General features: G+C 30.1%; 15 protein-coding genes and 1 riboswitch. Of the genes, 11 read left to right on the top strand and 4 right to left on the bottom strand.

Annotated features, from left to right (window positions below):
- Window positions 1-44: 44 nt before the first annotated feature.
- Window positions 45-590, bottom strand: coding sequence for a manganese efflux pump (locus tag M4I33_RS06655; RefSeq protein WP_257916075.1), 546 nt, complete (start codon window positions 588-590; stop codon window positions 45-47).
- A gap of 179 nt (window positions 591-769) precedes the next feature.
- Window positions 770-855, top strand: a riboswitch (cyclic di-GMP riboswitch).
- Window positions 856-926: 71 nt separating this feature from the next.
- On the opposite strand from M4I33_RS06655, the gene M4I33_RS06650 reads away from it, so the two are divergent.
- Window positions 927-2,654 carry a tetratricopeptide repeat-containing diguanylate cyclase gene (locus M4I33_RS06650; RefSeq protein WP_257916074.1) on the top strand — a complete coding sequence of 576 codons (1,728 nt, stop codon included), beginning with the start codon at window positions 927-929 and terminating at the stop codon, window positions 2,652-2,654.
- A 19-nt stretch (window positions 2,655-2,673) separates the two neighbouring features.
- Window positions 2,674-3,132 carry a YdeI/OmpD-associated family protein gene (locus M4I33_RS06645; protein WP_257916073.1) on the top strand — a complete coding sequence of 153 codons (459 nt, stop codon included), beginning with the start codon at window positions 2,674-2,676 and terminating at the stop codon, window positions 3,130-3,132.
- Window positions 3,133-3,165: 33 nt separating this feature from the next.
- Here M4I33_RS06645 and M4I33_RS06640 read toward each other — a convergent pair whose 3' ends face one another.
- On the bottom strand, window positions 3,166-3,705 hold the full coding sequence (locus tag M4I33_RS06640) for a hypothetical protein (protein ID WP_257916072.1): 540 nt from the start codon (window positions 3,703-3,705) through the stop codon (window positions 3,166-3,168).
- A 71-nt stretch (window positions 3,706-3,776) separates the two neighbouring features.
- Entirely contained in the window at window positions 3,777-4,208 is a 432-nt protein-coding gene (locus tag M4I33_RS06635; RefSeq protein WP_257916071.1) for a hypothetical protein, read from the bottom strand.
- Window positions 4,209-4,553: 345 nt separating this feature from the next.
- On the opposite strand from M4I33_RS06635, the gene M4I33_RS06630 reads away from it, so the two are divergent.
- The 9 genes from M4I33_RS06630 (at window position 4,554) to M4I33_RS06590 (ending at window position 14,711) form a co-directional block, all read left to right on the top strand.
- Window positions 4,554-5,597, top strand: coding sequence for an ABC transporter ATP-binding protein (locus M4I33_RS06630; protein ID WP_257916070.1), 1,044 nt, complete (start codon window positions 4,554-4,556; stop codon window positions 5,595-5,597).
- A complete protein-coding gene (locus tag M4I33_RS06625) occupies window positions 5,591-6,463 on the top strand; it encodes a carbohydrate ABC transporter permease (RefSeq protein ID WP_257916069.1) in 873 nt (290 codons plus the stop codon). The genes M4I33_RS06630 and M4I33_RS06625 overlap by 7 nt, the downstream gene beginning before the upstream one ends.
- A gap of 16 nt (window positions 6,464-6,479) precedes the next feature.
- Window positions 6,480-7,307, top strand: coding sequence for a carbohydrate ABC transporter permease (locus M4I33_RS06620; protein WP_194191489.1), 828 nt, complete (start codon window positions 6,480-6,482; stop codon window positions 7,305-7,307).
- A gap of 61 nt (window positions 7,308-7,368) precedes the next feature.
- Window positions 7,369-8,703 (top strand): ABC transporter substrate-binding protein, encoded by a 1,335-nt coding sequence (locus M4I33_RS06615; protein WP_257916068.1) that lies wholly within the window; start codon window positions 7,369-7,371, stop codon window positions 8,701-8,703.
- A gap of 472 nt (window positions 8,704-9,175) precedes the next feature.
- On the top strand, window positions 9,176-10,414 hold the full coding sequence (gene arcA / locus M4I33_RS06610) for an arginine deiminase (RefSeq protein ID WP_257916067.1): 1,239 nt from the start codon (window positions 9,176-9,178) through the stop codon (window positions 10,412-10,414).
- A gap of 112 nt (window positions 10,415-10,526) precedes the next feature.
- Window positions 10,527-11,522, top strand: a complete 996-nt coding sequence (gene argF, locus M4I33_RS06605) for an ornithine carbamoyltransferase (protein WP_194191492.1) — start codon at window positions 10,527-10,529, stop codon at window positions 11,520-11,522.
- A 215-nt stretch (window positions 11,523-11,737) separates the two neighbouring features.
- Entirely contained in the window at window positions 11,738-13,180 is a 1,443-nt protein-coding gene (arcD, locus tag M4I33_RS06600; RefSeq protein WP_257916066.1) for an arginine-ornithine antiporter, read from the top strand.
- Window positions 13,181-13,228: 48 nt separating this feature from the next.
- On the top strand, window positions 13,229-14,173 hold the full coding sequence (arcC, locus tag M4I33_RS06595; protein ID WP_257916065.1) for a carbamate kinase: 945 nt from the start codon (window positions 13,229-13,231) through the stop codon (window positions 14,171-14,173).
- Between the two features lie 82 nt (window positions 14,174-14,255).
- The gene (locus M4I33_RS06590; RefSeq protein ID WP_257916064.1) at window positions 14,256-14,711 is read left to right on the top strand and encodes an arginine repressor; all 456 of its coding nucleotides are present in this window, start codon (window positions 14,256-14,258) and stop codon (window positions 14,709-14,711) included.
- Between the two features lie 64 nt (window positions 14,712-14,775).
- Here the strand turns inward: M4I33_RS06590 and M4I33_RS06585 are convergent.
- Window positions 14,776-15,189: HD-GYP domain-containing protein (locus M4I33_RS06585; RefSeq protein WP_257916063.1), on the bottom strand; the 414-nt coding region annotated here is incomplete at its 5' end.

The raw sequence follows: 15,189 nt of genomic DNA, 5'->3' as shown, positions 1-15,189 counted from the left end.
CAATAGGGCTTAGTACTATATTTTAGTACTAAGCCCTAAATTTTTTAATTAAATATCTCTATTAATCCAAGTACTATAAGAAGTATTCCAGAAGTTATATCTCCGTATTTACCAAGTAGTCTTCCAAAAACTTTTCCTCCAAGAACTTGACCTAAAAATATAGTCAATAAACTTAAAATGAAGTTTAAAAAACATACTAGAGGTATATTTAAACCTGTTGCACTTGCAGCTATACCTACTCCTAAATTATTTAAAGTAAGGCCAAATGCTAAAACTAATGTAGTTTTTAAATTAAGGTCTTTTATTTTAGCATCTTCTGAATTTTTCTTGATTACACTTTGAATAGTAAAATATACACCCATAATTACTATAGTAAAAGCTCCTAAAAAGTTTGAGATATAATTAGGTAAGATCGAAGAAATTATTTTTCCAACCTCCATTGAAAGAAATGTTCCGAAAGTTCCAATAAAAGCAATTAAAAGATTATCAAAAAAAGTTATTTTCTTTTTTCCTATTTCATAAGAAATTCCAATAATAAAGTTATCTAAATTAGATGAAAGCCCAAAAAGTATTGCACTTAAAATTTCCATAAAAGTCTCCTAAATTTTAAATATCATATAAAACTATACACTTTAAATAAGATGAAAAAATAGATTTTAAGTTAATATATAATTAATATTTTTGATAAAATTTAAATATAGTATATAATTTAAATAGAAAAAGAAATTAATATATATTAAAATAAATAATAATTATACGTTTAATAGTATAATTATTTAGGCAAAATAAGAGAAATCTTATTTACGCAAAACTATAGGGACTAAGGTTTATAAACTATGTCAGCCAGCTGCACTTTATAAAGAGGAGCTTTAGCCTTAACTTTTATAGTTAAGGCTTTTTATATTAAAAATAATATGGAGATAAATATGAAGATAAAAAAGGTGTTAATAGGGATACTTGTTATAATAGTTACGGTTTTATTAGCCATTTTATTAACTAAAAAAACAGTTGATAAAAGAGCAGTAGATGAAGCTTATAATTATAGAGTACAAGTTGGGAATAAAGTCTTTAATGATTTAGAAGGTTATGAAAAGAGATATAAAAGTTCATTAGAAGAAGAAACTGACCCCTACAAAAAGGGTGTATATTATAGCTCGCTTGTGCAAATTTATTCAGCTAAAAATGAATACGAAAAGATGAAAGAAGCTTCAAATAACGCACTTTTAGAATATAGTAAAGTAAAATGTGGTGAGTATTTTAAAGCCAAAGAATTAGAATATCTATCTTGGTCTATGTTATCTATTGAGAAATTCACAGATAGCTTTAATGCTGCAAATGATTTATTAAATATTATAAATAATAAAAATAGTGATCTGTTATCAGAAGATGAGATTATTAGAGCGGAAGCTTTAGCCTATTCAGTGTATTTATGTGTTTATACGGAGTTTAACATAATGGATAAGGCAGAATTTTATTATAATAAATTAGGAAAATTAAATATAAAAGACGACTATAAAGTTGAATATAGCAAAATGAAATACTTTTATAAAAAGAAAGACTTTAAAGAAGCCTATAAGCATGCTTTAAAGTATAATGAGATAAATCAAAGGTTAGATGAAGCTTATAATCAAAACATATCAGATGCTTCTCTATTAGAAGTTGGTCTTTGTGAACTAGAAATAGGAGACCTTGAAAAAGGAAAAGATGATATAGAAAGAGCTAAATATTTAAATCAGCAAATAGGAGATAATCAATCAGTTGCAGATGCAAATGTAGGATTAGCTATTTATTATAGAAAAAAGGGAGATAAAAAAAAGGCTATATCCTATTATGAGAAAGCAATAGAAATGCATAAAGACGGCAAAGATTATTATAACGAAAAAAAGGTTTTATACGAACTTATTACATATTTAGAAGAAAATAATATAAAAATAAATGGAATGAATATTTACAAAACTTACTACAAAGTAGCAAGTACAGAAGCTAATAGTGAAGTTAATAGTATAATTTCGAAGATGGCAACTGCAAACGACGAGTTAAATGAATCAACTTTAAACCTTATGAATAGGCAGCTTACAATAGCAGAATTTGTTTCAATTTCTGGAGTGATAGTCATAATAGTTTTAGCAGTTATAACTTTAAAGCTTAGAAAAGTTTTAAATGAGAAGCAAGAAAGTGAAAAAGCTCTTAAAGAGCTAGTTAACTTTGATTATTTAACTAGAGTCTGTACTAGAGGATACGGAGAAGAATTAATACACGAAAAATTAAAAGATAATAAAGTAACTATAGCTATCTTAGATATAGATAACTTTAAAAATATAAATGATAGTTTAGGACACAGCTACGGAGATGATATTTTAAGAAAACTTGGAAAAGTATTAAAAGATTCAGTTTCAAAAGATGAGATTATCTACAGGTATGGAGGAGAGGAATTTGTAATTGCATTTATCTCTAAAGATAGAATTGAAGCAAAAAAAATACTAGATAATATTAGAACTAAATTAAAGCTTAACCCGGATGATAGAGGAGTAGTATTTACGTTTTCAGCTGGTGTAAAAGAAATAAAAAATATAGATTTAGAAACAGGGATAAAATTTGCAGATAAATTACTTTATAAGGCAAAAACTCTTGGTAAAGATAGGGTGGAAATTTGATTTAAGGAGACTTATAAAAATGAAAAAGGAATTTAAAGCGCAGATAATAAAAGTAGAAGGAAAGAACGCTTCTTATATAGAAATCCCCTTTGACGTAGAAGCTGTATATAAAAAGAAACGTGTTAAAGTAAAAGCTAAGTTTGATGGAATAGAATATAGAGGGTCTATAGTCAAAATGGGAATGCCTTGCTTTATGATAGGCATAACTAAAGAAATAAGGGAAAAGTTAAGTAAAACTTTTGGCGATACAATAAACGTAGAAATAGAAGAAGATTTAGAAGAGAGAGTTATTGAAATTCCAAAGGAGTTTGAAGAAGCACTAAATAAAAATGATAAAGCAAAAGAATTTTTTAATAGCCTATCATTTTCAATGAAGAAAAAGTATATAAATTCAATAAATAGTGCAAAAAAAGAAGAAACTAAACTTAAACGAATTAAAGATTATATAGAAAAACTAGAAAATGAAATCAAAATATAATTTAAAAAGACGCTAGAAATTTCTAGCGTCTTTTTAATAAACCCAATTTACTGAGGATTTTATAACAACCCATTTTTCTTTAACCTTTATAGCTTCAAATGTAAAGCCTATTGCCCCGAGATTAGAACGCCTCTTTCGGCCTCTAAAGGAAACTGAATTTTTAGAGTATTCCTTATAGCTTGAAACATCATAAACTATGCCGTTTACAAATTCACCGTCTTTTACGTATCCAGCTTCTTCAAGTTCATCCATATTCATATCAAGTGGAGTAACATTATATTTTTTACTGATATAATTAAAAAGTTCAGCAGTGTCATCTTTTGAAAAATCCATAAATGTGTCAGTATCTATACTTACATACTGTAGATTTTTATTTAGGTCTTTATCAAGGTCCCAAGCTGCATCTATAGCTAGAGCTGCAAGATAAGCATTACTACTTTTGAACTTGTATTCATCAGTTTCAAGACTCTCATTAGAACTCTTATCACTAGTACTAGAAGGAGAGACTAAAGAGCAACTGACTAAAAATAATACGCCAAATACCATAGAGATTGTAGTTAGAATTTTCTTCAAATCCCGATACACCTCCTTATTCTTTAAGTTTATACTCCTTTTTGTCTTAAGAAATTACAAAATAAAAACAATTAGTTCATTAACATAACCATATTTGCAATTTGGTGTGTAGGATGATCATTTAAAATCTCATTTGCAATTTTTAAAGAGAGATCAGAATCTAAAAGTTTCTTTTCTATAGTAGTAAAAAATAACATCCACTCTTTATATTTGAAATCTTCAGATAAAGTATAAGCTCTATATGCATATTTATATGATAACTCCTCGTATAAAAACGGAGTATAAATTAAAAACAAGTAATAACTCATTAAATAGTAACTATAAGAAATTTTTTCTGTATCTTTAGAATTTTCAGCTTCTATAATTCTATCTAACAAATAAAAGTAAAATTTATCCTTTGTAATTTTATCTTTTTCTTTAAGTTTTATTAAAAGTTCTTCATCTATATCTAAGATGTTTATGTTTATTAAATCAATCTCTAAATCGCTAATTAAATTGTTCATTTAGCAAACACCACCTTCGTTTATAGAATAATGTATAAGTTCAAAAAGGTCTACATAAAATCAAAAAATAACTAATTATTTAGAGAAAATGGTATTAAATTGATGTTTAATTTAAATAAATTGAGAAATATTGATTAATTTCCATAAATATGCCTTGATTGTTGACAAATTAATGGAATATAGGATAAATTTACGATAAATTATGAACAATTAAGAAAAAACCTCATAATAACCTATAAATTCATTGACAGTGTATATTTTGTTACATTAAAATGTATATTGAATGTTTAAAAGACTACATAAAGACACAATATGTTGTTTAAAAAAACCAAGGAGGCGTTATATATGGGAATAAGACTAGAAAATTTAGTAGTACAGTTCGGTGACTTTAAAGCTATCGATAATGTAACTGTTAATATCCCAAAAGGAAAGTTAGTTTCTTTACTAGGACCATCGGGTTCAGGGAAATCGACTACACTTTTCACTATTTCAGGAATCCACAAGCCTAAGAGTGGGAAAATTATTTTTGGAGATAGAGACGTTACTGGCTTAGAACCACAAGAACTAGGTATTGGCTTAGTTTTCCAAAACTATGCTCTATATCCACACATGACAGTTAGAGAAAACATAAAATTCCCTTTAGATAATTTAAAGTGGGACAAGAAGAAGGCAGAAGAGAGAGTTGTAGAAGTTGCTAAAATAGTAAAAATCGATCAACTACTAGACAGAAAACCAGCTCAATTATCAGGAGGGCAACAACAAAGGGTTGCAATAGCTAGAGCATTAGCTAAAAAACCAGAAATTCTTTTATTAGATGAGCCACTTTCAAACTTAGATACAAAACTAAGAGTTGAAACTAGACAAGAGATAAGAAGAATACAAAAAGAAACTGGAGTTACAGCTATCTTCGTTACACATGACCAAGAAGAAGCTTTAAGTATTTCAGATGAAGTTATTCTTATGAACTACGGAAGAATAGAACAAATCTCAGGACCAAAAGAAATGTACATGAACCCAAAAACTAAGTTTGCTGCTTCATTTATAGGAAGTCCAGAAATGAACTTTATAAGTGTTGAAGTTAAAAATGGTAAAGGTATGATAGGTTCAGTAGAAATAGATGGATTACCAGAAGATAAAACTGTTATAGATTTAGGGGTTAGAGCTGAGGATTTAGAACCTTCAGAAAACGGACTAGAAACAACAGTAAAAGCGGTAGAGATATTAGGAAGAGAAATACTATTAACATTAGAACATGGCGATAAGACTTATAAGATGTTAGTTCAAAAAGACTTCGAGGCAGAAGAAGGTCAAAAACTTTCAATCATGCCTAAAAAAGGTAAGAGCTATGTATTTGATTCTGAAAGTGAGGCGTTCATTAAGAAATGTTAAAGAAGCTTAAGAATGTTAAAGGATATGTATACTTACTACCAGCTATAATTATTCTTGGGATCTTCGTTTTATATCCTATAATAAACACTTTAATATTTAGTTTTGATGAAACTAAATCACAAGGGTTCGTATTTGGATTTGGAACATACGAAGCGTTATTCAAGGATACAAGATTTTTAAGAGCATTATTAAATACTGTAGTATATGCAGCTATAGTACCACTTATATCAGTAACACTTTCACTTGTATTAGCTAATTCATTAGTAAATATTAAAAACGAAAGAGTTAGAGGAATATTCCAAAGTGTTTATTTCTTACCTTATGTAACTTCATTAGTTGCAATAGGTGTAGTTTGGTCATGGTTATTTAATGGTGAGTACGGTATTATAAACCACTTACTTGGATTTTTTGGAGTAGACCCTATACAGTGGTTAAGTGATCCAAAATGGGCAATGCCAGCACTTATTATATTTGCTGTCTGGAAATCACTTGCCTTTAACACTTTAATATTAACAACTGGTATAGCTACTATAAACCCACAATACTATCAAGCAGCTAAAATAGACCAAGCTTCTGATAGCACTATATTTAGAAAAATTACAGTAAGATTAGTATCACCTATGATACTTTATACTTACATTATCAGCTTAATTGCAGCCTTCAAGGTTTATACAGAAGTATATGTTCTTTTTGGTGGAAGAGATTTAAACGGGGCAGTTTCAACAGTTGTTCAGTACATAATCGATAGATTCTACGGAGACCAAGACTTCCCGCTAGCGTTTGCTGCATCAGTAGTATTACTAATAATCATACTTACAGTTACATTAGTTCAAAGAACTATTGCACGTAACAAAGTACACTATTAGGAAGGGGAAGCTTAAGATGATAAAGAAAAATAATTATAAAGCTGCATTTAAGTATATATTTTTAACTATATTTGCAGTTGTAACATTATTCCCATTTTATTGGATGATAGCATCAGCATTAAAATCAGGATTTGAGGTTATTCAAACACCTCCAACAATGGTTCCACATAAAGCAATGTGGAGTAACTTTGAAACAGCATTTAGCATGGCGCCATTTGGTAGATACTTTATAAATACAATTATAGTAACTGCACTTAGTATAGTAAGTACTGTAATAGTTGCAATATTATCTGCATTTGCATTTTCACATCTTGAATTTAAGGGAAGAGATTTAATATTCTCACTTTTCTTAGCTTCAATGATGATACCTGGAGAAGTTTTAATAGTAACAAACTTTAGAACTATTTCAGAACTTGGTTGGATAGATTCTTATCAAGCGTTATTTGTGCCTTATATGGCTAACGTTTTATATATTTATATGCTAAGAGAATTCTTCTTAAAGATACCTCATCAACTTTACTATTCAGCAAAGATAGATGGAGCATCAGATTGGAAATTCTTATGGAAAATCGCAGTTCCAATAGCAAAACCTGCTATAATTACAATTTGTATTTTAGTTGGTATAAACTCATGGAATGCATTCCTATGGCCATTACTTGTTACTAATAACGAAAATATGAGGGTTCTTGCAAATGGACTTACAGCGTTCCAATCAGAAGCAGGAAGCCAATATGAGTTATTAATGGCAGCATCAACAATAATAACAATGCCTATAGTAATAATTTATGTATTCTTACACAAGAAAATAATAAATGGTATTTCAGTAGGTGGAGTTAAAGGTTAAGATTATAAAATTTTTATAATAAAAAACACAAATACAATAAAAGTTCAGGGGGAACAAGAAGATGAAAAAGAAGTTTCTAGCATTAGCAGTTTTAACTGCTATGACAGCATCTATTTTTGTTGGATGTGGGAGCAAAGATGCAAATGACAAGCCTAAAGAAGCTCTTGTAACTGAGATTAATAAACCAGTTACAATAGAAATGTGGCACTACATGACAGGTAAGCAACAAGAAGTATTTGATGGACTTGTAGACGAGTTCAACAAAACTAACGGTAAAGAAATTACTGTTAAAGCAGTAAGTCAAGGAGGAATCCAAGACTTAAACAAGAAAGTTGTTACAGCATCACAATCAGATTCATTACCAGCTATAATAAACGTGTATCCAGATTTAGCTACAGGTTTAATAGACCAAGGTAAGTTATTTGATTTATCAGACTACATTAACGATCCTAAAGTTGGAATGAAAGAAGAAATCGAAAAAGATTTCATACCTTCATTTACTGACGAAGTTAAACAATGGGATGGAAAACAATACGGTATGCCTTTAAGTAAGTCTACAGAGGTTGTTTATGTAAACAAAACTCTTTTAGAAAAGCTTGGATACTCAATGAAAGATCTAGAAAACTTAACATTCGATAAATTAGCTGAAATAGCTAAAAAAGCACACGATAAATTAGGAATCGCAGGATTTGGATTCGATAGTAGTTCAAATGCATTTATTTCATCATTAAAGATGGATGGTAAAGATTTCGTTGAATTAAACGGTACTATAAACGTTGATAACGATTGGGTTAAAACATTTATGGATTACTTTAAAAAAGAGAATGAATCTGGTGCGTTTAGAATACCAGGTGAAGATAAATTCTTATCTCCATCATTCTCAAACCAAAAGATTTTAATGTATCAAGGATCAACAGCAGGTGCATCTCACATTAAAACTAATGGTAAATTCGATATCGGTGTAGTACAAGTTCCTGTATTTGAAGGAAAGAAAAAAGCTGTTATACAACAAGGAGCTTCTGTATTTGTAACAAATAACACAACTCCAGAACAAAAATATGCAGCATATGAATTTATAAAATTCATAACTAACAAAGAAAACAGTGCAAAATTCGCTGTAGAAACTGGATACTTACCAGTTAGAAGATCTTCAGCAGATACTAAGATTGTTAAAGCTGCTATGGCAGATAAAAAATCTTTATACGGAACTTTATACCCAGTTGCAGAAGAGTCATTAGAATATTCATACTATACTCCAGCTGTTAATAATGCTCAATCAGCAAGAAAAGCAGTACAAGAGAAGTATGATGCCTTCGTAACAGGTGGAATAAAGACAGTAGATGATTTTATATCACAATTACAATCAGCTGTTCAAACATCAATTGGCAGAAGATAATTTATAATTATAATATAGAAACTGAGTTATTAATAAAAATAACTCAGTTTTTTTTATTTTTAAATAATGTATTTTTAAATAAATGGGTAATATAAAGGTATAGAATATATAAAGTATTAAGAAATTGAAACTAAAAAAGGCTTCAATTTAAACTTTGTTAACACAATCTCAAAAACCAAAATGAATAAAAGATTTTTAAAAAATAATTATAAAAACTTTATTCTAGTTTTATACAATTTATATTCAATTTATACAAAATATAGGTATTCCTAGTTATATCCATATATGAAAGCAAATATCAATAAAAGCTTTTTACATAATATTATTCTATTATGAATAAAAGTGAAAAATCCTATTCATTAATTTACAAATATTGGTTTGTAATCGTTTTTTAGAGGGTGTATAACATAGGTGTAGGGAGGACAAACCACCTACAACAAACAAAGCTAGGATAAAAGTGGAGGGAAGAATTATGAAAGAGAACAGAGCGTTAAACGTAACTTCTGAAATAGGAAGATTAAAAACAGTTCTATTACACAGACCTGGTGAAGAAATAGAAAATCTTACACCAGACTTATTAGACAGATTATTATTTGATGACATTCCATACTTAAAGGTAGCAAGAGAAGAACATGATGCTTTTGCACAAACTTTAAGAGATGCTGGAGTAGAAGTGCTTTACTTAGAAGTTTTAGCAGCTGAAGCTGTTGCGACTGATCCTAAAGTAAAAGAACAATTCATAAGTGAATTCATAGATGAAGCTGGAGTAGAAAGTGAAAGTTTAAAGGGTGCACTTACTAAATACTTCAACAGCTTCGAAGATAAAGAAATGATCGACAAAATGATGGCAGGGGTAAGAAAAGAAGAAATCAAAGATTACCAAAGAGAATCATTATACGATCAAGTAAATAATACATACCCATTCGTATGTGATCCAATGCCAAATCTTTATTTTACAAGAGATCCATTTGCAACAATTGGACACGGTATTACATTAAACCACATGAGAACAGAAACTAGAAATAGAGAAACAATCTTTGCTAAATATATCTTCGGAAATCATCCAAGATTCAAAGATAAAGAAGTTCCATTCTGGTTTAACAGAGATGAAAGTACTTCAATAGAAGGTGGAGATGAATTAATACTTTCTAAAGAAACTTTAGCAGTTGGTATTTCACAAAGAACTGACTCAGCTTCAGTTGAAAAGTTAGCTAAGAGATTATTAAATAATCCAGATACTACATTTAAAACAGTATTAGCTTTCCAAATACCATCAACAAGAGCATTTATGCACTTAGATACAGTATTTACTCAAGTTGACTTTGATAAGTTCACTGTTCACCCAGGAATCGTAGGACCTTTAAATGTATTTGCATTAACTAAAGACCCTAAAAACGAAGGTGAAATAATAACTACTAAAGAAGTAGATACTTTAGAAAACATATTAACTAAATACCTTGGAAGAGAAATCACATTAATAAAATGTGGTGGCGGAGATGAAATCATCGCAGCTAGAGAACAATGGAACGATGGTTCAAACACTCTTGCAATAGCGCCAGGTGAAGTTGTAGTTTACTCAAGAAACTACGTAACTAACGGAATATTAGAAAAACAAGGAATCAAACTTCACGTAATTCCATCATCAGAATTATCAAGAGGTAGAGGGGGCCCAAGATGTATGTCTATGCCTCTAGTAAGAGAAGAAATATAATTTTAAATTAAATAACATAAATATAAGAAAACCATAAGTAATATGTAAATTAACTTTCAAAAAATAGCAAAAATGTATCGTAAAATTATTTAACCAGTAGGAGGAATTAAAAATGGCAGTAAATTTAAAAGGAAGAAGTTTCTTAACATTAAAGGATTTCACACCAGAGGAGATAAGATATTTATTAGATCTTTCACACGATTTAAAATCTAAAAAAAGAGCAGGTATCTTAGGTGATAGTTTAAAAGGTAAAAATGTAGTTCTATTATTTGAAAAAACTTCAACTAGAACAAGATGTGCTTTTGAATGTGGAGCAGCTGAAGAAGGAGCTCACGTAACATTCTTAACTAACTCACAAATGGGTAAAAAAGAATCTATAGAAGATACTGCAAAAGTTCTAGGAAGAATGTATGACGGTATTGAATTTAGAGGATATGCACAATCAACAGTTGAAGAACTTGCAAAATATGCAGGAGTTCCTGTATGGAATGGATTAACAGATGCAGACCATCCAACTCAAATATTAGCTGACTTCTTAACAATAGAAGAACATGCACACAAACCACTTAGTGATATCAAATTAGTATTCACAGGTGATACAAGAAATAATATGAGTTATGCATTAATGTATGGTGCAGCTAAAATGGGAATGCACTTCGTAGCACTTGGACCAAAAAGCTTAGAACCAGACGAAGAAATCATGAAAGAAATGCAAGAATACTCAAAGAGAACAGGAGCTATAATTGAATTTACTGATAACGTTGATGAAGCAGTTAAAGGTGCAGACGTAATCTACACTGATATCTGGGTATCAATGGGAGAAGATGAAAGCTTATATCCTGAAAGAGTTAAATTATTAACTCCATACAAAGTAACTAAAGAAATGATGAATAAAACTGGAAACAGCAAAACTTTATTCATGCACTGCTTACCATCATACCATGATGAAGATACTGAAGTATGCAAAGATATGATGAATAGATTAGGTCTTGATATTAGAGAAGTTGAAGATGAAGTTTTCAGAAGCAAAAACTCAGTAGTATTTGATGAAGCTGAAAATAGAATGCACACAATCAAAGCTGTAATGGTTGCTACTGCTGGTAAATAATAGATTTTTAAAATAATAAAAATCATTTAAGGGGAAGGCTCAAGGTTAAACTCTCTAAATTTAATATGAGTTTTCCCCTTATTTAATTCTTTAGATGTATACATTTACCAAAAAGAAAGAGTATAAATTAAATTTATCATTAGTTACAACTAAAAAAATGAAAAAATTATTGATAAAAAACCATTTTTTAACTAAGATAAAAGGGAGTGATTGAGATGTCAGAACACAGCGGAGAAGAAAGAAATTTAGGTTTTGCTCAATTAGCAGCTTTAATAGTTGGGTCAATGATCGGTGGAGGAGCATTTAACTTACCATCAGATATGGCTAGAGGAGCAGGTACAGGAGCAGTAATCATTGGGTGGATTATAACAGGTATTGGTATGATTGCATTAGCATTTGTATATCAATCATTAGCAAACAGAAAACCAGAACTTACAGGTGGTGTATATAGTTATGCTAAAGCCGGTTTTGGTGAATACATAGGTTTTAACTCAGCATGGGGTTATTGGTTAAGTGCTTGGATAGGAAACGTATCTTATTCGGTATTATTATTTGGTGCAATAGGATATTTCGCTCCAGTATTTGGAGAAGGTAACAATACAGCAGCAATTATAGGTGCATCAATTTTAGTATGGTTATTTACATTATTAATTTTAAATGGTGTAAGTGGAGCAGCTCTTGTAAACCTTATAACTACTGTAGCTAAATTAGTTCCAATTTTAGTATTTATAGTAGTTGCATTATTTGCTTTTAACTTTGACAAATTTACTTTTGATTTCTGGGGTACACCAGACTTAGGAAGTATTTTAGAACAAGCTAAGAGTACAATGCTAGTAACATTATGGTGCTTTATAGGTATTGAAGGTGCTGTAGTTGTTTCAGGAAGAGCTAAAAAACAAAGTGATGTTGGTAAAGCAACAGTTGTAGGACTTATAGGAACATTATTAATTTATATGTTAATATCTCTTATGGCACTTGGAGTAATGGACAGAGTAAAACTTGCTGGATTAGATAATCCATCAATGGCATACGTATTAGAATTTGCAGTTGGTAAATGGGGAGCAGTTTTAATAAATGCAGGATTAATTATTTCATTATTCGGATCATTACTAGGATGGTCATTACTTGCAGCAGAAATTCCATATGTTGCAGCAAAAGATGGTGTTTTACCTAAAGTATTTGCAAAAGTAAATAAAAAAGGAACACCAAGCGGTTCATTAATCATAACTAACCTTTTAGTACAGGTATTCTTAATACTTACACTAGTAGCTAGTAGTACTTATCAAGCACTATACTCAGTTGCAAGTACAGCGATACTAGTTCCATATTTATTAAGTGCTATGTATGGATTAAAACTTGCTTTATCAGGTGAAACTTATGATAAAAATCCACAAGGAAGAACTAGAGACAAAATATGCGGTTGGATAGCAACAATCTATGCAATTTGGTTATGCTATGCAGCAGGATTAAAATACTTACTACTTTGCTTCATATTATATGCAGTAGGTATCATATTCTTCTACATCGGTAAAAAACAAAATGCAAAAGATCCAAACGCAAAAGTTTTTGTTGGAAAAGAAAAAGGTATAGCTATTGTAATTGTAGTAGTTGCGATTATTGCTATAGTATTATTAGCAAATGGTACAATAACAATTTAAAATAAGAAATTAATATAAAAGGTGAGAAATATAAAGGAGGAAACGCTAATGAAAATAGTATTAGCTTTAGGCGGAAACGCATTACAAAGAGATTCAAAAGATAAAAGTGCAGAAGGACAATTACAAACTTGTAAGGAAACTGCTGTATCAGTAGTTGATTTAATAGAAGCAGGTCATCAAGTTTCTATAGTTCATGGTAATGGACCACAAGTTGGACAAATCTTAGCTAGCGTAGAGTTAGCACACCAAACAGATAAAAGTAATCCATTATTCCCATTTGATGTAGTTGGTGCATTTTCACAAGGGTATATAGGATATCATCTTCAAAATTCTATTAGAGAAGAGCTTATAAAAAGAGGAATTAAAAAATCAGCAGATACTATAGTGACTCAAGTAGTTGTTGATAAAAATGATGCAGGATTTAAAAATCCTACAAAACCAATAGGTTCATTCTACTCTAAAGAAGAAGCAGAAAACCTAGAAAAAGAAAAGCACTATGTAATGAAAGAAGATGCAGGTAGAGGATACAGAAGGGTAGTAGCTTCACCAAAACCTATAGATATAGTAGAAAAAGATGCTATAAAAACTATGGTTGATAACGGATTCGTTGTAATCGCTTGCGGTGGCGGTGGAATCCCTGTAATAGAAGAAGGAGATAGTTTAATTGGAGTTCCAGCTGTTATAGATAAAGATTTCGCAGCTGAAAAGCTTGCAGAAATTTTAGACGCAGATGCATTACTTGTATTAACTGCAGTAGATAGAGTTTGTGTAAACTTCAACAAACCAGATCAAAAAGCTTTAGAAGTTATAAACTTAGAAGAAGTTGATAAATATATAGAAGAAGGACAATTTGCTCCTGGAAGCATGCTTCCTAAAGTAGAAGCTTGTAAAAAGTTTGTTTTAAGTGGAGATAATAAAATGGCTATTATAGCATCACTAAGCAAAGCAAAAGGCGCTTTAACTGGTGAATCAGGAACTAAAATAGTTAGATAAATTATTTAGTGCTAGCTCACGATATGGGTTTTTAGTGAGCTAGCACATATAAAGCAAAGCTATGGGATAAAGGAGAGAATTTATGGGAAATTCAAATAAATCTTTAAGAAGAGAAGCAATATTAGATATAATAGAAAACAAATGTATAGGCAAACAAGATGAACTAGTAATAGAATTAAGGTCTCGTGGCATAAATATAACACAAGCCACTTTATCAAGAGATTTACGCGAAATGAACATAGTTAGAAAGAGCCTTGAAAATAAAGAACATAAATACATAATTGTAACAGATGAAGATGTGACTAAGAGATGTCAAAAAATCTTTAAAGATGCTGTTGTGAGCATATTTGTACAAGAGTACTTTATATCAGTTAATACTTTAAGTGGTATGGCTGATGTAGTTGGAGAACTTATAGATAGACTAGGGGATAGAAGGATTGCAGGAACTGTTGCAAGCAATAATAATATCCTAGTTTTATGTAGAGGAGTAAGCGCCGCCAAACAAATATTTAAAGAGTTAAATTCTTTAAGATTATGATATATTAAGAACAACCAAAAAGAAAAGCAAGTGATTTTTTCACTTGCTTTTCTTTTTATAGTAATTAGTCTGCAAATTTAATTGATATCTCTTTAAAATCGAGGTGGATCTTATCTAGTACTACTAAAATACTAGGATCAAATTGATTATTTTCATTTTTAAATATATATTTCATAACCTCATCGTGAGATACTGAATCTTTATAGCAGCGCTTACTAACTAAGGCATCATAAACATCTACTACAGCCATAAGTCTTGCAACTAAAGGGATTTCATCACCTTTTAAGCCTTTAGGATAACCAAATCCACCCCACTTTTCATGGTGGTAATAAGCTATATCTCTTGCATATTTAAAGGTATCTAGTATAAATATATCATTACTAAAATTAAGTATTTCATTTCCTACAGTTGTATGTTTTTTCATAGTTTCAAATTCAGATTCTGTAAGTTTTCCAGGCTTTTGAAGTATTGAATCTGG

It is taken from the genome of Clostridium sp. LY3-2 (assembly GCF_024705715.1).
Classification (GTDB): domain Bacteria; phylum Bacillota; class Clostridia; order Clostridiales; family Clostridiaceae; genus Clostridium.
This window is presented reverse-complemented; position numbering and strand designations above follow the sequence as displayed.

Bases quoted from the DNA above. Each gene is read 5' to 3' on its own strand.
- argF (WP_194191492.1), top strand. From the start codon at position 10,527: ATGGCAGTAAATTTAAAAGGAAGAAGTTTCTTAACATTAAAGGATTTC.
- M4I33_RS06615 (WP_257916068.1), top strand. From the start codon at position 7,369: ATGAAAAAGAAGTTTCTAGCATTAGCAGTTTTAACTGCTATGACAGCA.
- M4I33_RS06635 (WP_257916071.1), bottom strand. From the start codon at position 4,208: ATGAACAATTTAATTAGCGATTTAGAGATTGATTTAATAAACATAAAC.
- M4I33_RS06590 (WP_257916064.1), top strand. From the start codon at position 14,256: ATGGGAAATTCAAATAAATCTTTAAGAAGAGAAGCAATATTAGATATA.
- M4I33_RS06650 (WP_257916074.1), top strand. From the start codon at position 927: ATGAAGATAAAAAAGGTGTTAATAGGGATACTTGTTATAATAGTTACG.
- M4I33_RS06655 (WP_257916075.1), bottom strand. From the start codon at position 590: ATGGAAATTTTAAGTGCAATACTTTTTGGGCTTTCATCTAATTTAGAT.
- M4I33_RS06630 (WP_257916070.1), top strand. From the start codon at position 4,554: ATGGGAATAAGACTAGAAAATTTAGTAGTACAGTTCGGTGACTTTAAA.
- arcA (WP_257916067.1), top strand. From the start codon at position 9,176: ATGAAAGAGAACAGAGCGTTAAACGTAACTTCTGAAATAGGAAGATTA.
- arcD (WP_257916066.1), top strand. From the start codon at position 11,738: ATGTCAGAACACAGCGGAGAAGAAAGAAATTTAGGTTTTGCTCAATTA.
- M4I33_RS06645 (WP_257916073.1), top strand. From the start codon at position 2,674: ATGAAAAAGGAATTTAAAGCGCAGATAATAAAAGTAGAAGGAAAGAAC.
- M4I33_RS06620 (WP_194191489.1), top strand. From the start codon at position 6,480: ATGATAAAGAAAAATAATTATAAAGCTGCATTTAAGTATATATTTTTA.
- M4I33_RS06625 (WP_257916069.1), top strand. From the start codon at position 5,591: ATGTTAAAGAAGCTTAAGAATGTTAAAGGATATGTATACTTACTACCA.
- arcC (WP_257916065.1), top strand. From the start codon at position 13,229: ATGAAAATAGTATTAGCTTTAGGCGGAAACGCATTACAAAGAGATTCA.